We start from the raw sequence: 22,759 nt of genomic DNA, 5'->3' as shown, positions 1-22,759 counted from the left end.
GTTTAAAGTTTAATTACTCAAAGAATTCACAAGTGCATAGCTGTCTTCCAACAGGCGATACCGAACAATTAAGTTGTTTTCTAAGGTGAAATGTATGGAAAATAAAGATTCATACGTTTTGCCAGTTTTGGTCATTCGGGAAGAAAATTCTCCTATTACTGCGGCATGATTGTCTTCTGCAAAAATAGAGTCAATTTTTGCACCCAAAGGCTCTGTGTTTGCCCACAATAGTTCAAAGAATGTTTTTATTTCTTCTTTTGTACTTTTCTTTCCGAGCCACGGGGCTGCATCTTCGTTTCCGGGAACGAACCAATCTACATTTTCAGGAAAGAAAGCCAATAGTTTTTCTAAATCTCTTTGGGCGAGCGCTCCAAGATAGTTTTGAATTGTATTTAGTGTCTGTTGTGTAGTGTCAGAATTCATAGTGTTAGCAATTTTGTATACTTCAAATATAAAAAATCCCCGACCGCTAATTGCAATCGGGGATTTATATTTATTCTAAATCTGAAATCTAAAATCTCAAACTTGAAATCTTATTCATTGACTATAACCCATTCGCCAGAAGTTAAAAGACTTTCAGCTTTTTTATATTTCATGGTTTCGGTCTTGCCGCTCATAACATGCTTCACGGTAACGTTGTCGTTACGGTTGATTTTTGGCATGTCGCGTACGATAGTTTCCGTCACCTGTGGTCTTTGAGTTTGTCCTGCTTCGCGGTTGGCTGCTGCAGCTTCATCTGAATTTGGAATTTCGTCTTTTGAAGTCTTGTAATTTTCTTTCGGACGCGCTACTTCTCTTGCTTCTTGGATATTCGGAGTATTCTGTTGTGGCAGATCGCCTTTGAACAAGAAAGAAATTACTTCTTTGTTCACATTGTCGATCATGTTTTTGAACAGGTTGAATGCTTCGAATTTATAGATAAGCAATGGGTCTTTTTGTTCGTGAACAGCCAATTGTACAGATTGTTTCAATTCGTCCATCTTACGCAAGTGCTTTTTCCAAGCTTCGTCAACGATTGCCAAAGTGATGTTTTTCTCGAAATCGCCAATCAACTGCGTACCTTCTGTTTCGTAAGCCTTTTTCAGGTCGGTTACTACGTTTAAGGTCTTGATGCCGTCTGTAAACGGAACTACAATTCTTTCGAATTGGTTGTTTTCGTTTTCAAAAACATTTTTGATGATCGGGAAAGCTTCTCTTGCGCTTCTTGCTGTTTTTTCGGTATAGAATTCTAAAGCTGACTTGTATACTTTTCCTGTCAATTCCATAGGCGTGATTTTTGCGAAATCAGCTTCATTTACTGGGGAAGTGATAGAGAAGTAACGGATCAATTCGAATTCGAAATTTTTGAAATCGTTAGATGCTTTGTTCGCTTCAACGATAACTTCGCAAGTGTCGTACATCATGTTGGCTATATCTACCTTCAGACGCTCTCCGTGCAATGCATGTCGGCGACGTTTGTAGACTACCTCACGTTGTGCGTTCATAACGTCATCGTATTCCAAAAGACGCTTCCGGACTCCGAAGTTGTTTTCTTCTACTTTTTTCTGAGCTCTTTCGATTGATTTTGTCATCATCGAGTGCTGGATCACTTCGCCTTCTTTCAAGCCTAAACGGTCCATTACTTTTGCGACTCTTTCTGAACCGAACAAACGCATCAAGTTGTCTTCTAAAGATACATAGAACTGTGAGCTTCCTGGATCTCCTTGACGTCCGGCACGACCTCTCAACTGACGGTCAACACGACGTGAATCGTGACGTTCTGTACCAACGATAGCTAAACCTCCGGCAGCTTTAACTTCTGGAGAAAGCTTGATATCCGTTCCACGACCTGCCATGTTTGTTGCGATAGTCACGACTCCGGCTTTTCCTGCTTCTTCAACGATCTGTGCTTCTTGCTTGTGCATTTTGGCGTTCAATACGTTGTGAGGAATATTTCTCATCTTCAGCATTCGGCTTAATAATTCTGAAATATCGACAGAAGTGGTACCGATCAATACAGGCCTTCCTGATTCCGCTAGCGCTGTAACGTCTTCGATTACTGCGTTGAATTTTTCACGCGTACTTCTGTAGATCAAGTCTTCTTTATCTTTTCTTGCGATTGGCTTGTTGGTAGGGATTTCAACTACGTCTAATTTGTAGATTTCCCATAGCTCGCCAGCTTCTGTAACAGCAGTACCAGTCATACCCGCTAATTTGCTGTACATTCTGAAGTAATTTTGTAAAGTAACTGTCGCGAATGTTTGCGTAGCGGCTTCGATTTTTACGTTTTCTTTAGCTTCAATCGCTTGGTGCAATCCGTCAGAATAACGACGGCCGTCCATGATACGTCCTGTTTGCTCATCAACAATCAATACTTTGTTGTCCATGATTACATATTCTGTATCTTTTTCGAATAAAGTGTATGCTTTTAATAGCTGTGTCAAGGTGTGGATACGCTCGCTTTTGATGCTGAAATCTTGGAATAGTTTTTCTTTTTCTTCAGCTTCGGCATCTTTGTCAAGATTCAATTTTTCGATTCTTGCAATTTCGGTTCCGATGTCTGGAAGGATAAAGAAATCGCTGTCAGTATCTCCAGAAAGGAATTTAATTCCGTTGTCTGTCAACTCAACTTGGTTGTTTTTTTCTTCAATCACGAAATACAAGGCCTCATCGATCTTGTGCATGTCGCGGTTGTTGTCTTGCATGTATTGGTTTTCTGTTTTTTGAAGCAATTGCTTAACGCCTTCTTCACTCAAAAACTTAATTAATGCTTTATTTTTAGGCAAGCTTCGGTAAGCTCTCAACAATAAGAATCCAGCTTCTTTAGTATTGCCTTCTTTTAATTGTTTTTTAGATTCGGCCAAGAAACCGTTTGCCAATTGTCTTTGCAAGTTTACAAGATTGTCAACTTTTGGCTTCAATTCATTAAATTCATGACGGTCACCTTGTGGAACTGGACCGGATATGATCAACGGCGTTCTAGCATCATCGACCAAAACCGAATCGACCTCATCGACAATTGCGAAGTTGTGTTTTCTTTGAACCAACTCTTCTGGCGTGTGTGCCATGTTATCTCTTAGGTAATCGAAACCGAATTCGTTATTTGTTCCGTAGGTAATATCGGCGTTGTACGCTTTTCTTCTGCCTTCGGTATTTGGCTGGTAATTGTCGATACATTCAACTGTCAAGCCGTGGAATTCGAATAGAGGTGCTTTCCATGTGCTATCACGTTTTGCCAAGTAGTCGTTCACGGTTACCAAGTGTACTCCGTTTCCTGTCAAGGCATTTAAATATAAAGGAAGGGTAGCGACTAACGTTTTACCTTCACCCGTCTGCATCTCGGCAATTTTACCTTGGTGCAACACCATACCACCAATCAACTGCACGTCGTAGTGGATCATGTCCCAAGTAATCTGTTTTCCAGCGGCATTCCAAGTGTTGGCCCAGATTGCATTGTCGCCTTCAATAGTAATGTATGTTTTTGTAGCAGAAAGTTCCAGATCTTTTGCAGTTGCCTTTACTGTAATCTGAGTATTGTCTTTAAACCTTTTGGCAGTTTCTTTTACAACGGCAAACGCTTCAGGAAGAATTTCCATCAAAGTTTTTTCAGAAATATCGTAAGCTTCTTTTTCAAGAGCATCGATAGAAGCGTAAATGTCTTCTCTGGCATCGATATCTTGCGTCTTTTCTACTTCTAATTTATAGGAAGCGATTTTGGCGTCTTTATCTGCTCTTGCTTCTTTAATTCTTTCTTTGAAGTAGATTGTTTTGGCTCTCAGTTCGTCGTGCGAAAGGGAAGCTAATGTTTCTTCGTATGCTTTTATCTTGTTGATGATCGGCATGATGGATTTTACATCCTTCTCCGATTTGTCGCCCACAAAAGCTTTTAATATGCTGTTGATGAAACTCATGGTTTGTTGTATTTCTATTTATAAAATGTTGCAAATTTAAGCAAAAAAAAAGCCTCAAGTGAGACTTTTTCGTTGTGTTTATTATTTTTTAATATTCATCCTCATTCCAAAGATAATCTTCGTCAGTTGGATAATCTGGCCAAATCTCTTCCATTGATTCGTAGATTTCACCTTCGTCTTCAATAGACTGAAGATTTTCCACTACTTCCAATGGTGCTCCAGCTCTAATAGCATAGTCGATAAGTTCGTCTTTGGTTGCAGGCCACGGCGCATCACTTAAATAGGATGCCAATTCTAATGTCCAATACATCTGATATCGATTTAATAATTTATGCAAAAATAATTTTTTTACTGAAATAGTCAAGTAAAATTGTATTTATTTTAAAAAAGTCAAGAACGTTTTTTCGAGTTGCCTGATTTTAGATATGCGATTTCAGATTTTATATTGTCTGCTAATCTTAATCTGCCGTCCGGAACCTCCGTCTGCACTAGGATTACTGTTTTTCAGGAATCCATTTCACTTCATCTGCCTTAAGGTCGTAGGACAACTTTCGTGCCAGTACAAAAAGGTAGTCAGAAAGTCGGTTTAAGTACTTAATTACGAGCTCGTCGGTAGGTTCAAGCTCGTTTAAATGTACCGAAAGGCGTTCTGCACGACGGCATACGCAGCGCGCAATGTGACAATATGACACAGTGGTATGTCCGCCGGGAAGCACAAAATGTGTCATGGGCGGCAAGGCGTTTTCCATATCATCAATTTCATTTTCAAGTAATTGTATGTCACCTTCGATTATTTTGGGAATATTTAATCTTGGTTTTCCGTTTTTCAAGATTTCTTTTTCGGGCGGTGTAGCCAAAATGGCACCGACAGTAAAGAGCCGATCTTGAATTCGGATTAAAATGTCCTTATAATGTGTATTTATTTCTTGGTCACGAATAAGCCCGATATGGGAATTAAGTTCATCGACAGTTCCGTAGCTTTCAATTCGGATATGGTGCTTAGGAACTCTGTCGCCTCCAAACAAGGCGGTAGTTCCTTTATCTCCTGTTTTTGTATATACTTTCATTGTGTTTTTTGATTTTGCGTGTCGGACAAAAACTATTGTTTCCTAAAGGAAATGTAGCTTAAATAATGAGTTTTTGCTATTGCTATTCTATTTGTTTGGCTTGTCGCTTTCTACTAATCCATCACGCAGCCTTATGATTCTATGGGCATAGGCCGCAATATCTTCTTCGTGAGTCACCAAGATTACGGTGTTTCCGTTGGCATGGATTTCATTAAAAAGGTTCATGATTTCAACAGAAGTTTTACTGTCAAGGTTTCCAGTCGGCTCGTCTGCCAAAATGATTGAAGGCTTGTTAACTAAAGCTCTGGCAACAGCAACACGCTGACGTTGTCCTCCAGAAAGCTGATTGGGCTCATGGTCCATTCGGTCACCAAGACCTACCTGCTTTAATACTTGTTCTGCTCTTGCAAGACGTTCAGATTTTGAGTAGCCGGCATAAATCATAGGCAGTGCCACATTGTTCAAGGCCGTCGTTCTTGGCAATAGGTTAAAGGTCTGAAAGACAAACCCAATTTCTTTATTGCGTATTTCGGCCAGATTGTCATCGCTCATCTGACTTACGTCATTTCCATTTAAGATGTATTGCCCTGATGTTGGAGTGTCAAGACAGCCAAGAAGGTTCATCAACGTAGACTTTCCAGAGCCCGAAGGTCCCATCAACGCAACATATTCTCCTTTCGAGATATTAAGGTCGATTCCTTTGAGGACGTTGATAATTTCGTTTCCGAGGACAAAGTCTCTTTTTATATTGGTGATTTTGATTAATGACATAATTTTAATTTGAGTCTAAAAGTAATGAATTTTTATAAAATGGTTTAGTCGTCAGATCGTTAAAGAAAAGAAGGTAATGAGAAATTTTTATATTAAAGTATTCATAAAAAATTAACTCAAATACTAGCTTTATTTTTTTTATAGCTAAATTTATAAGAACAATTTTAATTAAAACCATTAACTTATGAAAAAGATTAATTTATTTTTAGGAGCAATCATTGCGATTGCTTTTGTTTCTTGCAAGAGTGAAAGCGAAAAACAAGCCGAAATGACTGTAGGGTCATATGAAAAATATGTAGACTCTGTCACCAATGTTGCGGTAGCCGATGCAAAAGCAAATTGGCAAACTATTGAAGTTTCTTATAATGAAAGAACTGCCGAAGCCGAAGCGGCCCTAGCCGAGCTAAAGGATAAAGCAGCTGCCGAAGCAAGGCTTGAAAAATCAAAAGCAAAATATGCAGAGCTAAAAGCAAAATTAGATGCTGAAGCGGCCAAAGATGCAGAAGCAGCGAAAGCGGCGGCAGCGAGCCAGCCAGCAAATAAAAAACAATTATTGAGAGATGCTTATTTTGGCGCTGGAAAAATTGGAGAAGACATGAATTTCTCTTGGGTAAACAAGGATAACATCTTGAGAGTCTATAATGATTTCTATAATGAGTTCGATAAAAATAAAGATACTTATTCAAGAGAAGATTTTGACGAAATCAAGGCAATGTATGAAGCTTTAGATGCGCATAAAAATAAAGTTGAAAAAGAAGGTCTTTCTTCTAAAGACAACGCGAAAATAGCGGAACTGAAATTTAAATTTGCTCCAAAATTCAAATGGGAAAGAATGGGAGCGAAAGCTGAAGAAAACCAGAAAGCAAAAGAATAAAAATAGTTATTTGAGTTTGGAAAAAGACTGCTGTAAAAGGCAGTCTTTTTTATTTGTAATGGTTTTAACTGCAGGGCTTTCTAACATGACCGAAGAACTGACCAAGGCGTTGTAAAATAATTAAGGCAATAGTCCCCAGAGCTTTCGGATACCTAAAATGCTGTTCACTACAAAATAGTTTGAAGTACGCAATATGAAATGTTCTTTTTCTTGTTCTTTTCGGAAAAAGACCAATCCCCATTGGAACGTGTCAATCGTAACGGTTACTTTCGGATGCTTTTTTATAGTTTCCCAGGCTTCCTGCATTCCAGAAGACCAATGGATGTCATCGAAAATCCAGACGGTATTATTCGCAATTGTTGGAAGCAAGGCTTCAAAATAGTGTAATGTGGCTTCTTTTGAATGGTTTCCGTCAAAATAGATAAGATCGTAGGTTGCGGATTGGATGTTTTCAGATTCCAAATACGCTTCAAATTTAGTTACGACAGAAGTCACATTAAAGTTGAAGTCTTGAAATTGCTGCTGAGCTACTTTCGCCGTTTGAGGACAGCCTTCTAAAGTCGTAATTTTTGCTTTGGAATTTCCTAAAGCTAGCGCAGAAGTCGCTAATCCGAGCGAAGTTCCTATTTCTAAGACGTTTTTAGGCTGAAAATGGCACACGATACGAAATAAAAGCCGAGCATTTTTAGAAGAAACTCCTGCATTTTTAGCAATCTGGTTTATAGCCCGAATGTTAGACTTGAATACTCTTGAGCCAGATCCAAAATCGGTTACTTCAATCGTGTTTTTATTTTCTAAAAGTGAATCGCGGTATTTTTTTAAGGTTTTGTATTCACCATATTTTTTTGTGTCATAAAAGCATTTCCGAACCAAATCAAATACAAACGGAGAATGAACTCCGTGCGCATTGCTTGAATTCCATAGAAATTTTAAATATGAAGTTAGGATATGCATGCTTTTAATTAGCCTTCCATTTTGGCGGAAAGCTCAAACCATCGTTCTTCTTTGTCTTCGATTTTCGAAATTATAGATTGAAGCTCATTGGCTTTTTTCTCAATATCGGCGTCTGCGACTTTTCCATCAGAAAATAGCTGTTCGATTTTGGATTTTTCGATTTCCAGATCTTTGATTTCGCGTTCGATTTTTTGGAATTCTTTCTGCTCGTTAAAAGTCAGGTTTCCTGTCGGATTATTTTGCTTCCAGGCTTTTTTCTCGGTCTTGTTGTCTTCTTTTTGCTGTACGTCGGCACTGTCTTCATACGCCCTAAAGTCAGAATAGTTTCCAGGGAAATCTTCAATCACGCCTTCACCACGGAATACGAATAAATGGTCTACGATTTTGTCCATGAAATAACGGTCGTGTGAAACCACGAGCAAACATCCAGGATAATCCAAAAGGAAGCTTTCCAGTACATTTAAAGTTACGATATCCAAATCATTCGTAGGCTCATCGAGAATCAGGAAGTTTGGATTTTGAATCAAAACGGTACATAAATACAATCGTTTTAATTCGCCTCCGCTTAATTTTTCTACATAATCATATTGTTTCTTGCTGTCAAAAAGGAAACGCTCTAGCAACTGCGAAGCCGAAATAATCTTTCCTTTCGTCAGTGGGATATATTCTCCGTATTCTTTTATGACATCAATAACACGCTGGCCAGGTTTTGGATTGATACCGCTTTGGGTATAATATCCGACTTTTATCGTATCTCCAACAATCACTTTCCCGCTGTCAAGAGGAATGGTTCCGGTCAATAAATTTAGGAAAGAAGATTTTCCAGTACCGTTTTTTCCGATAATACCGATGCGTTCTGCGCGCTGAAAATCGAAACTAAAATTGTCTAGGATAACCTTGTCGCCAAAACGTTTTGAAATCTTGTGAAGCTCAATAATTTTGCTTCCCATACGTTCCATGTTGATTTCAAGCTCTACCTTGTTTTCCTTGCGTCGGCTTTCTGCTTTTTGCTTGATTACATAAAAGTCATCTTGGCGCGATTTGGATTTGGTAGTTCTCGCTTTTGGCTGCCTGCGCATCCATTCTAATTCTTTTTTGAAAAGATTCTGCGCTTTGTCGACACTTGAATTTTCAGAAGCAATTCGCTCCTCTTTCTTTTCTAGATAGTAAGAATAATTGCCTTTGTATTGGTATAATTTTCCGTTGTCAAGTTCGATAATCTCATTGCAGACGCGCTCTAAGAAGAAACGGTCATGCGTTACCATAAACAACGTAATATTTTCTTTGGCAAAATAGCTTTCTAACCATTCGATCATTTCTAAATCTAAGTGGTTGGTAGGCTCATCGAGAATCAATAAGTCGGGACGGTTGATCAAAATAATAGCCAGAGACAAACGCTTTTTTTGTCCACCGGAGAGATTTTTTACTTTGAGTCTGAAATCTTCCAGCTTTAGCTTGAATAGGATCTGTTTGAACTGCGTCTCAAAATCCCATGCGTTGAATTGGTCCATGCGGTCAAAAGCTTTTTGATAGGCTTCTTCATCTTCCGGATTTTCCAATGCTTTTTCATATTGGTGGATTACGTCAAGAGTTTCGTTGTCGGAAGCAAAAATACTTTCTTCAATCGTCAATTCGTCTTGGAGGTTATGGTCTTGCGACAAGAAGGCCATCTTGATATCTTTTCGAATTACCACTTGGCCTGTATCTGGTTCGTCATCACCATTGATAATTTTCATGATTGATGTCTTGCCCGAACCGTTTTTTCGCGATAAAAGCAATTTTCTGGTCCTTATTAATTCCAAACGAAATGTCCTTGAAAAGCGTGCGATCCCCAAAAGATTTCGAAATATTCTCAACAGATAAGTAATTCACGGTAGAAATTTTTTGCAAAAGTAACTTTTTAAAACCAAAATAACTTATTGTCGATTTAAAACTGGCGTCTCTTAAAAGAATCTACTCTAAAAGGTTATTTATAAATTGATATATTTGATTGCAGGTTATGTTGAAAACTTGGATATGAACGAAATAAAGGACATAGATAATTTCTACCTAAAACAAGAGGAGCCCTTTAGTAGCTGCCTTCTTGCCTTGAAGGATATTATCCTTTCGCAGGATGCTGAAATTACGAATGTGCTGAAATATGGGATGCCTTTCTTCTGCTACAAGCAAAAAATGTTCTGTTATTTGTGGATACATAAAAAATACAAGCAACCTTATTTGGGAATGGTAGAAGGCACACGCTTGGATCATCCCAAATTGATTGTCGAAAAACGCTCAAGGATGAAAATCATGCTGTTTGATCCAAATGAAGACTTGCCGATAGAAACTATTGAGGCTATTTTGAAAAAAGCAATCAATTTGTATGCTTCTGGAGAAATAAAGTTAAAATGATATTTTTAATTGAGAGAGGCTGATTAAGTTTTAACAATAGAAAAAAACTTACATTATTAACTATTTAGTATATTCGTGATGCTAACTAATTGCAATACAATGAAAAAAATATACCTACTGCTTTTTATTTCAATCAGTATGCAAGCGCAAAAAGGTTATCCAACGCCTGCAATGGCTGACAATCACTTATTCTATATACAGCACAGCCAGAATCATAACACCTTTGTTTATGAGGCTAATTTTACAAATAAAAGATTCGATGACGTTGAACCTATAAAAATTCATAGGATTGCTTATACAAAAGGCGGCGTTAAGGAAGAACTCACTAAATTACAGCGAAAGCTGGCCTATGGCATAGAAATCCAAAAATTAAAAGAGAATCACTATGAGTTTTCGCTAGTTTCCTATCCAGGCAAAAAGCTCTACATGGAACTTGGCCCTAAAGACAAGCCGCACGTAAAAACTACTGTCAATGGCAAGAAAATGATTCTCAACAAGATGTTTCTTTCGATGGAAGAATCAAAAAGCCTGAAACCTAAAGTAGAATATATCGATTTTTATGGCATCGACCCCGAATCCAAGAAAGAGATAAAAGAACGATTTTATATGAAGTGAGACGAATCTCGCTATTCCTAATGGAGCAATCTAAAAATCTATTTATATTTGCTCAATGCAGTTATCCGTTATCATTCTCAACTACAATGTCCGTTATTTTCTCGAGCAGTGCATTCTGAGCGTCCAAGAAGCTATTCGCGGACTTGAGGCGGAGATTATCGTTGTCGACAACAATTCGCCAGACGATAGCTGTCAGATGATAAAAGAACGTTTTCCGGAGGTAATCCTGATTGAAAACAAGGAAAATGTTGGCTTTCCCAAAGGCAATAATATAGGAGTTGAAAGAGCTAAGGGAGAATACATCTGCATATTAAATCCGGATACTGTTGTCGCCGAAGATACGTTTGAAAAAATCCTAGCCTTTGCCCGAACCAAAACCGATTTAGGTATTATTGGCTGCAAGCTGATTGATGGGACAGGAAACTTTCTTCGAGAATCAAAAAGAGGAATTCCATCGCCTTGGGTAGCCTTCACGAAAATATCCGGACTTTATAAAATGGCATCTTCGTCAAATGTATTCGGACGTTATTATGCAGGGCATATTACAGAAAATCAGACAGGAAAGGTTGCTGTTTTAGTTGGTGCTTTTATGGTGCTGAAACGAGAACTTTACAAAGAAGTAGGAGGCTTTGACGAACGGTATTTTATGTACGGAGAAGATATTGATTTTTCGTTTTCGGTGCTAAAGAAAGGGTTGTCAAATTATTATTTTCACGAAACCAGCATCATTCACTATAAAGGAGAAAGTACCGTAAAAGACGGAACTTACATGAAGCGTTTCCAGCAAGGAATGGAGTTGTTTTATGAGAAGAATATGAAGTCCTCGATTTTCTTCTCGATTTTTATGAAATTTGGAATGCTTTTCTTCTCTTTCATAAAAATGTTTCAAGGAAAATCGAGACCTAAAATTAATCCGGAAAGTTATATTTTTGTGTCAGATGACCAAGTTCTTAAAGAAAAATTGCGAGTTGCACTGAAAAAAAATATCCAAATCCAGAAATTTGAAAACCAAAAAGCAGTATTTTCGCAAACGTTTTCGGATAAGGAGCCTGTAGAAGTAATTCTTGATAACAATCATCTTACGTTCAAGGAGTGCATCTCCGTTTTGGAAGCGCACAAAAACAAAAATATGACTTTTAAAATCCTGCCTAAAAAATCTGATTTCATTATTGGAAGCAATAGCAATAACGACAGAGGAGAAGTCGTTCGATTTTAAAATGATGAAAATTAAGTTCTTAACGCTTCAAATTTAGAATAAATTTGTGCGTTTGTGTTTGAAAAAAGTATCGTAAAATTATATAATTCTTGGCGTAGCCTAAAAATTATCACTAATTTTGCAAGCAGAAAATAAAAATTCACCATTAGGTTAACAATATGGCAAAATTTGAATTGAAACTTCCAAAGATGGGAGAAAGCGTTGCAGAAGCAACCATTACCAACTGGCTAAAAAAAGTAGGCGATCCAATTGAGGCTGACGAAGCAGTACTTGAAATTGCTACTGATAAAGTAGATTCTGAAGTGCCTTCTGAAGTATCAGGAGTTTTGTCTGAAATCCTTTTCAATGTTGACGACGTTGTAAAAGTCGGTCAGACAATCGCTTATATCGAAGTATCAGGAGGTGTTGTTGTAGAAGCACCAAAAGAAGAAGCGCCAGCTTCAGCAGCCGTAATTGAAAAAACGGTAGAAGCGGCACAGCAAGCTGTTTCGACACCGCAAGATTTCTCCAATTCAGAAAAATTCTTTTCACCTTTAGTAAAAAACATTGCAAAAGAAGAAGGAGTTTCTGTAGCTGAATTAGAATCGATCAATGGTTCTGGGAAAGATGGAAGAGTAACAAAAGACGATATATTAGGCTATGTAGCAAAAAGAAAAGAAACTAAAGGAACAAGCCAAGAGGCTCCAGCTCCGGTAGTTTCTGCGCCAAGCAGTCCTGCGCCTAAAGCTACAGCAGCGGTTCCAGTTTCAGTAAACGGAGGCGATGAGATTGTAGAAATGGACAGAATGCGCAAGCTGATTTCAGGCTATATGGTCGCTTCAGTTCAGACTTCGGCTCACGTTCAGTCATTTATCGAAGTTGATGTGACGAACATTGTGAAATGGAGAGATAAAGTGAAAAATGCTTTCGAAAAAAGAGAAGGCGAGAAGCTGACTTTTACGCCAATCTTTATGGAAGCTGTGGCGAAAGCCTTGAAAGATTTCCCAGGAATGAATATTTCTGTTGATGGCGATTTTATCATCAAAAGAAAAAATATCAATCTTGGAATGGCGGCAGCCTTGCCAAACGGAAACCTGATTGTTCCTGTAATCAAAAATGCTGACCAGCTAAACCTTGTAGGTATGGCAAAAGCGGTGAATGATTTAGGAAACCGTGCAAAAGCAGGAAAACTAAAACCAGACGATACGCAAGGAGGAACCTACACAGTTACAAATGTAGGAACTTTCGGCAGTGTCTTTGGAACGCCGATTATCAACCAACCACAAGTAGGAATTTTGGCTCTTGGAGCTATCCGAAAAGTACCGGCGGTTATTGAAACTCCTGAAGGCGATTTTATCGGAATCCGTCAAAAAATGTTCCTTTCTCACAGCTACGATCACCGTGTTGTAGATGGCGCATTAGGAGGAAGCTTTGTGAAACGCGTTGCCGATTATCTTGAAGCTTTTGATGTCAATAGAGATTTCTAAGAATCCATTATAAATAAAAAACCTCTCAAGCGAGAGGTTTTTTATGCCCTAAACTGTGTTCTATTCAAGGATAAAAGATGCAGTAGTTTCGCGAACGAATACAATAGCGTCAAAATCTAAACCTGGCTGTATCGGCAAGGCTCTGCTCTCTGTCCATACCGAATAGATGTTGGTGATTTTGTTTTTATTCTGCAAAAAAGGATTAGATTTTTTGTGAAAAGAAAGAAAAAAGTTGCCTGTTTTTGCTTTAGAAAACAATCCAGAAAATGTATTTGGATCGGAATCAAAACTATGTTTTGCAATTTTTCCTTCCGCGATTACGTTTACGGTTCCTTGATAAGTGTCAAAACCCAAAGCATAGTATTTAGAACCGAATTCTTGCTTTAGATAACCGCCCATTGCCTCAACTTCTGCCATGGTTTTGTCTTTTGCTATGTGTACGTTATGGCTCCAGATGATTGTTTTCAGCTTATCGACTTTTTGTGTCTTAATAATTGTTTCGGCCATGTTTTTGTCTCGTGTAAGAGGGTCATGCCAAAAATCTTCGCTGTCAAATCCAAAAAAAATTACTTTTTTAGAAGGCGTCTGTTTTTGGTTGTATTCTTTTACCCATTGAAAAAGTTCGAAAATTTCCTGAGTATTGTACAGCATGAGGTCTTTCATAAGTCCTTTCAGGTCTCCGTTTCCATTTTGGAGATAGTCATTAATAGGCTTGAGGTAGGCTTGTGTGAGTTCAAAGCCAATTAGCTTATAATTGCTATTCGTGATTAAATATTGAATGATGTGTGCCTTCTGGGTATAAAATTCGTGCGTTCCATGCGAAGCTTCTCCTAATCCTAGAATAGTATTTTCTTTTAATTCCGAATCCAAAAATGAAAAAGTGGTATCAGAGGAATGATTTTCAGCTAAAGAAACTGCATTCTCATTAATCCACTGCAAGTTTTTGTCTTGTGAATAGGCTGAAAGGCTTGAAAGGATAAGAGCAAATGCGACAATTGTTTTTATTTTCATATCAGAGTTGTTAATTGCCCGAGGCAAAAAGTAAATCTAATGAAAAACTTAGAAGGAGTAGTTTTTTTCTTCATAAATTCTTGAAGACTCTTGAAAATAAGAAGCTGACAATAAAAGGTTTTGATGTTTGTCTATATCATAAACAGCAAACTTTTGAACGGAAATTCAATGCAAAAACCGTTATCTTTGCAGTCCATAAAAACAAGAAGATGGAACTTAAACTGACAAAACCAATCTGTTTTTTCGACCTCGAAACCACAGGAATCGATATCTGTAAAGACAGGATTGTAGAAATATCAATATTTAAAGTTTTTCCAAACGGAAATAAAGAAAGCAGGACCTGGCTTGTAAATCCAGAAATGCCTATACCGCCGCAGACTACTGCTGTTCATGGAATTACCAATGAAAAAGTAGCGAATGAGCCGACTTTTAAAGAACTGGCCGTTACGATTCACACTATGGTAAAAGATTCGGATTTGGCCGGATTCAATTCAGATCGATTTGACATTCCCTTATTGGCAGAGGAGCTATTGCGTGCCGGAGTTGATTTTGATATGAAAAACCGTGTTGCGGTAGATATCCAGACAATTTTCCATAAAAAAGAAGAAAGAACCTTAAGTGCTGCTTATAAATTTTATTGCGGACAGAGCCTTGAAAATGCGCATTCTGCAGAAGCCGACACTATGGCGACTTATGAAATATTAAAAGCGCAGTTGACTCGTTATGAAGATCTTCCTCATGATATGAAATCGCTTTCGGAATATACGACACGAAAAAAATCAGTTGATTTTGCAGGTTTTATCGCTTTAGACAAAGACAACGAGGAAATTTTTACTTTCGGAAAACACAAAGGCGCCAAGGTTGAAAAAGTCCTTGAGGCTGAGCCAGGCTATTTTGGATGGATACAAAATGCAGACTTTCCGTTATATACTAAAAAAGTGTTGACGGCTATCAAGCTGAGAAAACTGAATAACAAACTAAGCTAGTAAGATCCGTTTGCGATTTTTTACTAGAATGTGAAAACAGAACATTGAGTTTATGAAAATAATCTGCATCGGAAGAAATTACACCAAGCATATCGAAGAGTTGCAAAACGAGAAACCTTCGGAGCCTGTAATTTTCTTAAAGCCGGATACTGCAATACTTCCTAAAAATTTTCCTTTTTTTATTCCGGAATTTAGCAACGACATTCATCATGAAGTCGAAATTTTGGTCAAAATAAATAGGGTAGGAAAACATATAGAGCCTAAATTCGCTCACAAATATTATGATGAGATCGGCTTAGGGATCGATTTTACGGCACGCGATGTACAAGCAACCCTAAAAGAAAAAGGACTTCCGTGGGAAAAAGCCAAAGCGTTTGACGGTTCGGCGGTCATTGGAGAATTTTTGCCAAAATCGCAATTCAATTCTCTAGAAAATCTTACATTTGAATTGACCAACAATGGAAAACCAGTCCAGATTGGAAATACAAGCCACATGCTCTGGAAGATTGACGAACTTATTTCTTATGTTTCGCAATATTTTACGCTGAAAATCGGCGATATTATATTCACTGGAACGCCAGAAGGAGTTGAAAGAGTCAATCCAGATGATATTCTGGAAGGATTTTTAGAAGGACATAAATTATTTAGAATACAAGTAAAATAATGGCTATACATTACAATCTAGCAAAAGTCTATGAGATTTCGGATAACGATAGCGAGTTTGTCCAAGACATCATAAATCTTTTCGTAACTGAGGTTCCGGCTGACTTGAAAAATGTCAAAAAAGGAATAAAAGAGAAAGACTATAAGCTGGCTTATGGTTATGCCCATAAGATCAAGCCAACTTTAGATTTGCTTGGAATGACAGTAGCTTTTGAAGAAATTCTTTTGATTGAAGATTGGACAAAACGCGAGGGAAAAAAGAAAGAAATCAAAGAAACCTACAAAAGTATAGCAGATAGGGTTGAGAAGGCGGTTAAAGAAATCCGTAAGGATTTTAATATTTAGTTCGTTTAAAATTCTCAGGTCTGCAATCCAAAATCAAAAATATCTGTGAAAGCAACTATTGTAACCATAGGAGATGAAATCCTGATCGGGCAGATTATCGATACCAATTCTGCTTTTATAGCAAAATCTCTAGACAAAATAGGGATTGATATCCACGAGGTAATTTCCATCAGCGATAACCGAGATCATATTTTAGAAACGCTGAAACACCTTCAGAACCAAGTAGAACTGGTTGTTATTACCGGCGGTTTAGGTCCGACAAAAGATGATATCACCAAAAAAACGCTTTGCGACTATTTTGAAGATGAATTGGTTGTAAATGAACAGGTTCTTGCTCATGTGACAGAATTAATCGAAGGATTTTACAAACGTCCAATTTCCCAAATAAACAAAGACCAAGCATTTGTTCCGTCAAAAGCGACTGTGTTGTACAATAAAGTTGGCACGGCGCCGGGAATGTGGCTCAAAAAAGAAGATACGGTGTTTGTTTCTCTTCCAGGCGTTCCTTACGAGATGAAATATCTCATCGAAAATGAAGTTGTGCCAAAAGTGGTAAGAGAATATAAACGTCCGTTTATTATTCATAAAACCGTACTTACCTACGGACAAGGAGAAAGTCTTGTGGCCGAAAGAATTGAAGCCTGGGAGAACAATCTTCCTGAGTTTATAAAGCTGGCCTATTTACCAAGCCCCGGAAGAGTGAGGCTCCGTCTTTCTGCGCGAGGAACAGACGAGCAGGTTCTGCAAAATGCCATTGAAGAAAATGTGGATTCGCTTTCAAAGATTATAAGCGATATCATCGTAGGCTATGATGAAAACGAAACCTTAGAAGTGATTCTTGGCAGATTGCTGACGAAAAATAAAATGACAGTTTCTACTGCCGAAAGCTGTACAGGAGGCAAAATAGCCCAATTGCTGACTTCAATTCCAGGTTCCTCAGCTTACTTTAAAGGAGGCGTAGTGAGTTATGCAACCGAAGTAAAGACCGAAATTTTAAAAGTTCCGCAAGAGCTGATTGAAAAGTATTCTGTTGTAAGCCGAGAAGTAGCTATTGAGATGGCGCTTGGAGCTCAAAAATTGCTTCAAACCGATTATGCCATTGCTACTACAGGAAATGCAGGGCCAGAAAAAGGAGATTCGCCGGCGGAAGTAGGAACGGTTTTTATTGCTTTGGCAACGCCAAATCCAGCTCCAAATAATATAATATGCGAAGAATTCCACTTTGGCCAACCGCGCGAAAAAGTCATTGATAGAGCGGTAAATACGGCTTTTGAAATGCTTCAGAAAGAAATTTTAAAAAATCTACTTTAATTATTTTGTATAAAGGTTTCTTTTTTGTTTCTTTGCACCCTGATTTTGAATAACGATAAAAGATAAGCATAATGTCAAGAGTTTGTGACCTTACGGGTAAAAGAGCGATGGTTGGAAACAATGTTTCCCACGCGATGAACAAGACTAAGAGAAAATTTTCTGTAAACTTAGTTAAAAAACGTTTTTATCTTCCTGAAGAAGACAGATGGATTACTCTTAGAGTAGCTGCATCTACAATAAAAACTATCAACAAAAACGGAATTGCTGCGGTTTTGAAAGAAGCTAAAGCTAACGGATTTATTAAATAATCCTTCCTAAATAATATATAGCAAGATGGCAAAGAAAGGTAATAGAATCCAGGTAATTTTAGAATGTACTGAGCACAAAACTAGTGGTCAACCAGGTACATCAAGATACATAACAACAAAGAACAAAAAAAATACTCCAGACAGATTAGAGATTAAAAAATTTAATCCAATCTTGAAAAGAGTAACTGTTCATAAAGAAATTAAATAATTATTAGTCATGGCAAAGAAAACCGTAGCAACCTTACAGACAGCTTCTAAGAGATTAACAAAAGCTATCAAAATGGTAAAATCTCCTAAGACTGGTGCTTACACTTTCGTTGAAAGCGTTATGGCTCCTGAATTAGTTGACGAGTTCTTGAAAAAGAAATAATCATTCAGACATTATATAGAAAAGCTACTTTCATTCGGAAGTAGCTTTTTTATTTTTATATTTGTCTTGAAATTTAGAGAAGAGGAATCATGTCGTTTTCTTTAAGTTCTAGGAATGTTAGAATGTATAAAATCTGATAGCCGCAAAATCTAACCAATCAAAAAAAATGAGTTTTTTTTAAGAAAATATTTTCATCAGAAAAAAAAGAAAGCCTTGATAAAGGTCTGGAAAAAACAAAAACCTCTTTCTTTTCAAAGCTTACCAAAGCCGTAGCGGGGAAATCAAAAGTTGATGATGAAGTCCTTGATAATCTAGAAGAAATCTTAGTTTCATCAGATGTAGGTGTAAATACGACCCTGAAAATTATCACAAGAATCGAAGAGCGTGTTGCCAATGACAAATACCTCGGGACCGACGAGCTGAATCAAATCCTTCGTGAAGAAATTGCAGGATTATTATCAGAAACAAATTCTGGCGAAGCCACAGAGTTTGAAATACCAAAAGATAAAAAACCTTATGTCTTGATGGTTGTCGGAGTCAATGGAGTTGGGAAAACAACTACCATTGGAAAGCTGGCGCATCAATTCAACAAAGCCGGGTACAAAGTTGTTCTTGGTGCTGCCGATACTTTTCGTGCTGCAGCTATCGATCAATTGCAGATTTGGGCCGACAGAGTTGGGGTTCCTATCGTAAAACAGCAAATGGGAAGCGATCCGGCTTCTGTAGCTTTCGATACCCTTCAATCCGCAGTTTCTCAAAATGCTGATGTCGTAATCATTGATACGGCCGGACGTCTGCACAACAAAGTAAACTTGATGAACGAATTGACAAAAGTAAAACGCGTGATGCAGAAAGTCGTAGCCGATGCTCCCCACGATGTTTTATTAGTTCTTGACGGATCTACTGGCCAAAATGCTTTTGAACAAGCCAAACAATTTACGGCTGCCACTGAAGTTTCAGCTCTTGCTGTAACTAAATTAGACGGAACTGCAAAAGGCGGTGTTGTAATCGGAATTTCAGACCAGTTCCAAATACCTGTGAAGTATATAGGCGTAGGAGAAGGGATTGAAGATTTGCAAGTTTTTAATAAAATAGAATTTGTAGATTCGTTTTTTAAATAATCTTTAACTATACTTAACTAACTTAAAAATGAAATTAAAACATTCCTTAGCATTGCTAGGCCTAGTCTCTCATCTGTGTGTTTTTGCGCAAGATTTCAAAAAAGGATATTTAATCGATAAAAATAATAAGAAGACTGAAGTTCTTTTTAAGGATGCTGATTTTATCGATAACTCCTCTATAAAATATAAAGTTTCTGAGAATGATGACTATCAACCAATCGATAAAAATAATACGATTGAGTATGGTATTGAAAATGATTATAAATTCATAAAGAAATCTGTCAAGCACGATAAAACATTTAATGAAATCAATACTGCTAAGGAACCTATTCTAGTTAATGAGGATTTGTTCTTGAATGTGCTTTCTGAAGGTGAGATTACATTGTATTCTTATTATGAAAATGGAAGCACAAAATTTTTCTATGAAGTTGAAAACTCAAATGATGGGGCAATGCAATTGATTTACAGAAAATATCAGCAAAACGAAAATCATGGAATTATTGAGAATACTTATTTCAGAAACCAGCTAAATAGTATAATGAAATGTGAAACTTTGCAAATAAATGATTTTGTAGAGTTACGATACAGAAAAGAAGGTATTTTAAAAATCTTTGAAAAGTATAATGCTTGTAAAAACAAGGCATCAATCATATATGGAAATAAATCTGGCAAGAAGATAAAATTCAAATACAGTGCCATAGTAGGGATTTATCAATCTAGTTTTGCAGTAGAATCTGCTGTAGGAGAATCTGAAAAAGAAACAAAAACTACTGTTGGATTTGGAGGAGAAATAGGATTGGTGTTTCCTTCTGAAAAATTTGAAATTTTTATTCGTGCTGAATATGAGAATTATTCTGGTAAATCAAGATATGCAAATAATTTGACAGGTAGCTCAAGACAAGAGAATAATTATTCTTTAGAGTCTGATTTTATTAACTTGAATATAGGAGGTAGATATAATTTTATCCTGAATAATAAAAACAAGATTTTTATTGATGGAGCTATCGGAATCAATATGCCATTTAATGATGTCGAGTATAATATCAATTTTCCTGAAGCTAGTGGAACTGGAACAATAACAAATATATATGCTACTGGCAGCAATACTTTTTTTAATTTTGGAGTCGGATATACATTTAACAATAAATTCGGAATCGATTTAAGAGCCGATACAAACAGAAATTTATTCGGAAATACAAGAAGTGATGACTCTTCTAAATTTTCTCGAATTGGCTTAAATCTTAAGTATACATTCAATTAATAAAAATTGACGATGGCCTTTTCAATAAAAAATGTAAAACCGCTACATCTTTATATCTTGTTCGTGCTCTTGATTTTTATATCAAGATTTTTTGAAGGCAAGATACAGGCAATCTATTATTTATTTGTGTTTTTAGGATGGGCCGCATTTTTTATGGCAGCTCGGAATCTTATCAAAGGAGGCTCTGGAAATAAGAAACACGTCAATGCAAAAAAGAAATAAAATAAATGCGCTAATTAATTAGCGCATTTATTTTTTGCCACAGGACTTCATCAAAATCAGATAAGGCCAGATTGACGTTGTCGGCCGCATCGCCCATTCGAATTACGACCATCTTCCGACTAGGAATTACGTAGATTTTCTGGTCATTTTTGCCTAATGCCATAAACATGTCATTTGGGCCGTCCGGAATTATACTTCCAGAAAATTGTAGCTGCGTCTGAGGCAGATGATAACTGGATTTTCCGTTTAGCCACCATAAATATCCATACCCTAGATTGATATTTTGAGACGTGTTTGTCGCGGCATTAAAATAATTTTCATTCAGTATCATTTCATTATTCCACTTCCCTTTATTGAGCATGAGCAGGCCAAAACGAGCCATGCTTCGGGTGGTACTCCAGTAAACGCTGTTGTTTTCAGACTGAATCCAAGCGCCATTCATTCCTATCTTGTCTCTTAATTTTGTATTGAAATAACTGCTGTACGTTGTTGAGACGGCATTTGCCACGACATCTTGAAGCTTGACATAGACGTTATGATAGGCCCAGCGTGTTCCTGCATCAGCTTTATAAGTAAGGCATTCAGGCTCTACACAATCACCATTATCAATATCTTCAAGCCCAGAAGTCATGCTAAGCAAGTGCTTATTCGTTATCAGGTTTTCTTTTGCCAAGGGAAGGCTTGTCCATCCATGGCCTAGATAATCGGAAACCTTGTCGTTAATGTTCAGATGGTTTTCCTGTTCAGCAATTCCAACCATTGTTGCTGTCAACGTTTTTCCTGCACTTGCCCAATACCAGTTGGATGAAGCAGAATGCCCGTTGAAATAGTTTTCCATCACAATCTTTCCATCAACTAAAATGATAAAGCCTTTGGTGTGTTTTTCTTCCAAATAAGAAAGGAGCGGTGCTGTAGCATTTTCATTCCATCCTAATGAACTCAATGATTTTGTTTCCCATAATGCATTTTCTTCCAAAGGTGGAAAGTATAAGGATTCAGACGGACTGGATTCATTGCTTTCAGAACTGCATCCGGCCAAAGCAAGGATAAGAAACAAAGGGTAGTATATTTTTCTCATGGTGTAGGGTTTCTTATATAGACTTTAAAAATACCAAATAGTTTAACCCAGAAGCTTTTTTATCATGACAAATAGTGGTAATTTTATTTTTTTAAATTTTAAGATGAAAAAAGGAGTTCTATTACTGTTTACAACGCTGATGCTTACGGCCTGCGCCCAAAAAGTATCAAAAGAAGATGCTAAAAAACTGAATGGCTATTGGGAAATCGAAAAAGTGATTTTGGCCGATGGATCGGAAAAAGATTATAAAATCAATACGACATATGATTTCTTTGAAATTGGCAGTAATTATAGAGGCTTTCGTAAAAAAGTAAGTCCACAGTTGAACGGAAAATTTCTTGCAGATGATTCTTCCGAAGCAGTTGAAATTGTAGAAAAAGACGGGAAGATATATCTGGATTACAAAACAGAATATGCGAAATGGGAAGAAGAATTAAAATCGATTTCTGAAGATAAGATGACCATTGTTAATCAGCAAAAAATAGAATACCAATATAAAAAAGCAACCCCGATAAACCTGCTAGATGGCGAAGAGACTAAATAATGACAGTTCGGTTGGAGATGTTTTGAAGCATATCATCGAAGCCAATAAACTCCAGCCTGGAATTGATCAAATTGCGGTAAAAGAAGCTTGGATTTCTTTGATGGGCAATGGCGTGAACAGTTATACCAAAGATGTCACGTTGCGTAAAAACACGCTATATGTAGAACTTACTTCAGCGGTATTACGACAAGAATTGAGTTACGGAAAAGAGAAAATTATACGAATGATCAACGAAGAATTTCGTCGGGATATTGTCAAGGAAATAATTTTTAGATAGATTCAAAAGACTAAAAAT

25 protein-coding genes and 1 pseudogene are annotated in these 22,759 nt (G+C 37.3%); 17 read left to right on the top strand and 9 right to left on the bottom strand.

Going from position 1 to position 22,759, the window contains the following annotated elements; all coding sequences use genetic code 11:
* Window positions 1–9: 9 nt before the first annotated feature.
* The 5 genes from OLM56_RS16470 to OLM56_RS16450 all read right to left on the bottom strand — a co-directional run bounded on the left by OLM56_RS16470 (window position 10) and on the right by OLM56_RS16450 (window position 5,728).
* Window positions 10–423, bottom strand: coding sequence for a nuclear transport factor 2 family protein (locus OLM56_RS16470; RefSeq protein WP_264527746.1), 414 nt, complete (start codon window positions 421–423; stop codon window positions 10–12).
* A gap of 110 nt (window positions 424–533) precedes the next feature.
* Entirely contained in the window at window positions 534–3,890 is a 3,357-nt protein-coding gene (gene secA / locus OLM56_RS16465) for a preprotein translocase subunit SecA (RefSeq protein ID WP_264527745.1), read from the bottom strand.
* A gap of 88 nt (window positions 3,891–3,978) precedes the next feature.
* The gene (locus OLM56_RS16460) at window positions 3,979–4,200 is read right to left on the bottom strand and encodes a DUF2795 domain-containing protein (protein WP_022828503.1); all 222 of its coding nucleotides are present in this window, start codon (window positions 4,198–4,200) and stop codon (window positions 3,979–3,981) included.
* A 184-nt stretch (window positions 4,201–4,384) separates the two neighbouring features.
* On the bottom strand, window positions 4,385–4,957 hold the full coding sequence (locus OLM56_RS16455; protein WP_182492464.1) for a cob(I)yrinic acid a,c-diamide adenosyltransferase: 573 nt from the start codon (window positions 4,955–4,957) through the stop codon (window positions 4,385–4,387).
* Between the two features lie 87 nt (window positions 4,958–5,044).
* A complete protein-coding gene (locus tag OLM56_RS16450) occupies window positions 5,045–5,728 on the bottom strand; it encodes an ABC transporter ATP-binding protein (protein ID WP_121374860.1) in 684 nt (227 codons plus the stop codon).
* A gap of 184 nt (window positions 5,729–5,912) precedes the next feature.
* Here OLM56_RS16450 and OLM56_RS16445 point away from each other — a divergent pair, with 184 nt between their 5' ends.
* Window positions 5,913–6,602 (top strand): hypothetical protein, encoded by a 690-nt coding sequence (locus tag OLM56_RS16445; protein ID WP_121374859.1) that lies wholly within the window; start codon window positions 5,913–5,915, stop codon window positions 6,600–6,602.
* 120 nt (window positions 6,603–6,722) lie between these two features.
* Here the strand turns inward: OLM56_RS16445 and OLM56_RS16440 are convergent, their stop codons facing one another.
* Entirely contained in the window at window positions 6,723–7,556 is an 834-nt protein-coding gene (locus tag OLM56_RS16440) for an O-methyltransferase (RefSeq protein WP_264527744.1), read from the bottom strand.
* An 8-nt stretch (window positions 7,557–7,564) separates the two neighbouring features.
* A pseudogene (locus tag OLM56_RS16435) lies at window positions 7,565–9,428 on the bottom strand (ABC-F family ATP-binding cassette domain-containing protein).
* A 144-nt stretch (window positions 9,429–9,572) separates the two neighbouring features.
* Here OLM56_RS16435 and OLM56_RS16430 point away from each other — a divergent pair.
* The 4 genes from OLM56_RS16430 (at window position 9,573) to OLM56_RS16415 (ending at window position 13,244) form a co-directional block, all read left to right on the top strand.
* Window positions 9,573–9,947 (top strand): DUF1801 domain-containing protein, encoded by a 375-nt coding sequence (locus OLM56_RS16430; RefSeq protein ID WP_319800571.1) that lies wholly within the window; start codon window positions 9,573–9,575, stop codon window positions 9,945–9,947.
* A gap of 99 nt (window positions 9,948–10,046) precedes the next feature.
* Window positions 10,047–10,562, top strand: coding sequence for a DUF4833 domain-containing protein (locus OLM56_RS16425; protein ID WP_264527743.1), 516 nt, complete (start codon window positions 10,047–10,049; stop codon window positions 10,560–10,562).
* A 55-nt stretch (window positions 10,563–10,617) separates the two neighbouring features.
* Entirely contained in the window at window positions 10,618–11,778 is a 1,161-nt protein-coding gene (locus OLM56_RS16420) for a glycosyltransferase family 2 protein (RefSeq protein WP_264527742.1), read from the top strand.
* Window positions 11,779–11,936: 158 nt separating this feature from the next.
* Window positions 11,937–13,244, top strand: a complete 1,308-nt coding sequence (locus OLM56_RS16415) for a dihydrolipoamide acetyltransferase family protein (protein WP_264527741.1) — start codon at window positions 11,937–11,939, stop codon at window positions 13,242–13,244.
* 60 nt (window positions 13,245–13,304) lie between these two features.
* On the opposite strand, the gene OLM56_RS16410 is transcribed toward OLM56_RS16415, so the two are convergent.
* Window positions 13,305–14,255: an erythromycin esterase family protein gene (locus tag OLM56_RS16410; RefSeq protein WP_264527740.1), complete on the bottom strand. Its 951-nt coding sequence runs from the start codon at window positions 14,253–14,255 to the stop codon at window positions 13,305–13,307.
* A gap of 209 nt (window positions 14,256–14,464) precedes the next feature.
* Here OLM56_RS16410 and OLM56_RS16405 point away from each other — a divergent pair, with 209 nt between their 5' ends.
* The 10 genes from OLM56_RS16405 to OLM56_RS16360 all read left to right on the top strand — a co-directional run bounded on the left by OLM56_RS16405 (window position 14,465) and on the right by OLM56_RS16360 (window position 20,842).
* Entirely contained in the window at window positions 14,465–15,241 is a 777-nt protein-coding gene (locus tag OLM56_RS16405) for a 3'-5' exonuclease (protein WP_121374853.1), read from the top strand.
* A gap of 52 nt (window positions 15,242–15,293) precedes the next feature.
* The gene (locus OLM56_RS16400) at window positions 15,294–15,905 is read left to right on the top strand and encodes a fumarylacetoacetate hydrolase family protein (RefSeq protein ID WP_121374852.1); all 612 of its coding nucleotides are present in this window, start codon (window positions 15,294–15,296) and stop codon (window positions 15,903–15,905) included.
* Window positions 15,905–16,249 (top strand): Hpt domain-containing protein, encoded by a 345-nt coding sequence (locus OLM56_RS16395; protein WP_182492456.1) that lies wholly within the window; start codon window positions 15,905–15,907, stop codon window positions 16,247–16,249. The genes OLM56_RS16400 and OLM56_RS16395 overlap by 1 nt, the downstream gene beginning before the upstream one ends.
* A gap of 45 nt (window positions 16,250–16,294) precedes the next feature.
* Complete coding sequence (locus OLM56_RS16390; protein WP_264527739.1) at window positions 16,295–17,560, top strand: competence/damage-inducible protein A; 1,266 nt, start codon at window positions 16,295–16,297, stop codon at window positions 17,558–17,560.
* 71 nt (window positions 17,561–17,631) lie between these two features.
* The gene (gene rpmB, locus OLM56_RS16385; protein WP_056069897.1) at window positions 17,632–17,868 is read left to right on the top strand and encodes a 50S ribosomal protein L28; all 237 of its coding nucleotides are present in this window, start codon (window positions 17,632–17,634) and stop codon (window positions 17,866–17,868) included.
* A gap of 25 nt (window positions 17,869–17,893) precedes the next feature.
* On the top strand, window positions 17,894–18,076 hold the full coding sequence (gene rpmG, locus OLM56_RS16380) for a 50S ribosomal protein L33 (RefSeq protein WP_056069900.1): 183 nt from the start codon (window positions 17,894–17,896) through the stop codon (window positions 18,074–18,076).
* A 9-nt stretch (window positions 18,077–18,085) separates the two neighbouring features.
* Window positions 18,086–18,238, top strand: coding sequence for a DUF4295 domain-containing protein (locus tag OLM56_RS16375; protein WP_113988621.1), 153 nt, complete (start codon window positions 18,086–18,088; stop codon window positions 18,236–18,238).
* Between the two features lie 185 nt (window positions 18,239–18,423).
* The gene (gene ftsY / locus OLM56_RS16370) at window positions 18,424–19,359 is read left to right on the top strand and encodes a signal recognition particle-docking protein FtsY (protein WP_264529028.1); all 936 of its coding nucleotides are present in this window, start codon (window positions 18,424–18,426) and stop codon (window positions 19,357–19,359) included.
* A 28-nt stretch (window positions 19,360–19,387) separates the two neighbouring features.
* On the top strand, window positions 19,388–20,620 hold the full coding sequence (locus tag OLM56_RS16365; RefSeq protein ID WP_264527738.1) for a hypothetical protein: 1,233 nt from the start codon (window positions 19,388–19,390) through the stop codon (window positions 20,618–20,620).
* A 12-nt stretch (window positions 20,621–20,632) separates the two neighbouring features.
* A complete protein-coding gene (locus OLM56_RS16360) occupies window positions 20,633–20,842 on the top strand; it encodes a hypothetical protein (protein WP_182492453.1) in 210 nt (69 codons plus the stop codon).
* Between the two features lie 10 nt (window positions 20,843–20,852).
* Here the strand turns inward: OLM56_RS16360 and OLM56_RS16355 are convergent, their stop codons facing one another.
* Window positions 20,853–21,920 carry a serine hydrolase domain-containing protein gene (locus tag OLM56_RS16355; RefSeq protein WP_264527737.1) on the bottom strand — a complete coding sequence of 356 codons (1,068 nt, stop codon included), beginning with the start codon at window positions 21,918–21,920 and terminating at the stop codon, window positions 20,853–20,855.
* Between the two features lie 103 nt (window positions 21,921–22,023).
* On the opposite strand from OLM56_RS16355, the gene OLM56_RS16350 reads away from it, so the two are divergent.
* Together OLM56_RS16350 and OLM56_RS16345 are read left to right on the top strand one after the other, a co-directional pair.
* Window positions 22,024–22,464 (top strand): hypothetical protein, encoded by a 441-nt coding sequence (locus OLM56_RS16350; RefSeq protein WP_264527736.1) that lies wholly within the window; start codon window positions 22,024–22,026, stop codon window positions 22,462–22,464.
* Window positions 22,445–22,741, top strand: a complete 297-nt coding sequence (locus tag OLM56_RS16345; protein WP_264527735.1) for a DUF721 domain-containing protein — start codon at window positions 22,445–22,447, stop codon at window positions 22,739–22,741. The genes OLM56_RS16350 and OLM56_RS16345 overlap by 20 nt, the downstream gene beginning before the upstream one ends.
* Window positions 22,742–22,759: the final 18 nt, after the last annotated feature.

Source organism: Flavobacterium sp. N2550 (assembly GCF_025947265.1).
Lineage (GTDB): Bacteria > Bacteroidota > Bacteroidia > Flavobacteriales > Flavobacteriaceae > Flavobacterium > Flavobacterium endophyticum.
The sequence above is the reverse complement of the archived record's forward strand: the minus strand, read 5'-3'. Positions and strand labels throughout refer to the sequence as shown.

Excerpts from the sequence above, each read along its gene's own strand:
- OLM56_RS16470 (WP_264527746.1), bottom strand. The coding sequence starts at position 423 with ATGAATTCTGACACTACACAACAGACACTAAATACAATTCAAAACTAT.
- secA (WP_264527745.1), bottom strand. The coding sequence starts at position 3,890 with ATGAGTTTCATCAACAGCATATTAAAAGCTTTTGTGGGCGACAAATCG.
- OLM56_RS16460 (WP_022828503.1), bottom strand. The coding sequence starts at position 4,200 with ATGTATTGGACATTAGAATTGGCATCCTATTTAAGTGATGCGCCGTGG.
- OLM56_RS16455 (WP_182492464.1), bottom strand. The coding sequence starts at position 4,957 with ATGAAAGTATATACAAAAACAGGAGATAAAGGAACTACCGCCTTGTTT.
- OLM56_RS16450 (WP_121374860.1), bottom strand. The coding sequence starts at position 5,728 with ATGTCATTAATCAAAATCACCAATATAAAAAGAGACTTTGTCCTCGGA.
- OLM56_RS16445 (WP_121374859.1), top strand. The coding sequence starts at position 5,913 with ATGAAAAAGATTAATTTATTTTTAGGAGCAATCATTGCGATTGCTTTT.
- OLM56_RS16440 (WP_264527744.1), bottom strand. The coding sequence starts at position 7,556 with ATGCATATCCTAACTTCATATTTAAAATTTCTATGGAATTCAAGCAAT.
- OLM56_RS16430 (WP_319800571.1), top strand. The coding sequence starts at position 9,573 with ATGAACGAAATAAAGGACATAGATAATTTCTACCTAAAACAAGAGGAG.
- OLM56_RS16425 (WP_264527743.1), top strand. The coding sequence starts at position 10,047 with ATGAAAAAAATATACCTACTGCTTTTTATTTCAATCAGTATGCAAGCG.
- OLM56_RS16420 (WP_264527742.1), top strand. The coding sequence starts at position 10,618 with ATGCAGTTATCCGTTATCATTCTCAACTACAATGTCCGTTATTTTCTC.
- OLM56_RS16415 (WP_264527741.1), top strand. The coding sequence starts at position 11,937 with ATGGCAAAATTTGAATTGAAACTTCCAAAGATGGGAGAAAGCGTTGCA.
- OLM56_RS16410 (WP_264527740.1), bottom strand. The coding sequence starts at position 14,255 with ATGAAAATAAAAACAATTGTCGCATTTGCTCTTATCCTTTCAAGCCTT.
- OLM56_RS16405 (WP_121374853.1), top strand. The coding sequence starts at position 14,465 with ATGGAACTTAAACTGACAAAACCAATCTGTTTTTTCGACCTCGAAACC.
- OLM56_RS16400 (WP_121374852.1), top strand. The coding sequence starts at position 15,294 with ATGAAAATAATCTGCATCGGAAGAAATTACACCAAGCATATCGAAGAG.
- OLM56_RS16395 (WP_182492456.1), top strand. The coding sequence starts at position 15,905 with ATGGCTATACATTACAATCTAGCAAAAGTCTATGAGATTTCGGATAAC.
- rpmB (WP_056069897.1), top strand. The coding sequence starts at position 17,632 with ATGTCAAGAGTTTGTGACCTTACGGGTAAAAGAGCGATGGTTGGAAAC.
- rpmG (WP_056069900.1), top strand. The coding sequence starts at position 17,894 with ATGGCAAAGAAAGGTAATAGAATCCAGGTAATTTTAGAATGTACTGAG.
- OLM56_RS16375 (WP_113988621.1), top strand. The coding sequence starts at position 18,086 with ATGGCAAAGAAAACCGTAGCAACCTTACAGACAGCTTCTAAGAGATTA.
- OLM56_RS16365 (WP_264527738.1), top strand. The coding sequence starts at position 19,388 with ATGAAATTAAAACATTCCTTAGCATTGCTAGGCCTAGTCTCTCATCTG.
- OLM56_RS16360 (WP_182492453.1), top strand. The coding sequence starts at position 20,633 with ATGGCCTTTTCAATAAAAAATGTAAAACCGCTACATCTTTATATCTTG.
- OLM56_RS16355 (WP_264527737.1), bottom strand. The coding sequence starts at position 21,920 with ATGAGAAAAATATACTACCCTTTGTTTCTTATCCTTGCTTTGGCCGGA.
- OLM56_RS16350 (WP_264527736.1), top strand. The coding sequence starts at position 22,024 with ATGAAAAAAGGAGTTCTATTACTGTTTACAACGCTGATGCTTACGGCC.
- OLM56_RS16345 (WP_264527735.1), top strand. The coding sequence starts at position 22,445 with ATGGCGAAGAGACTAAATAATGACAGTTCGGTTGGAGATGTTTTGAAG.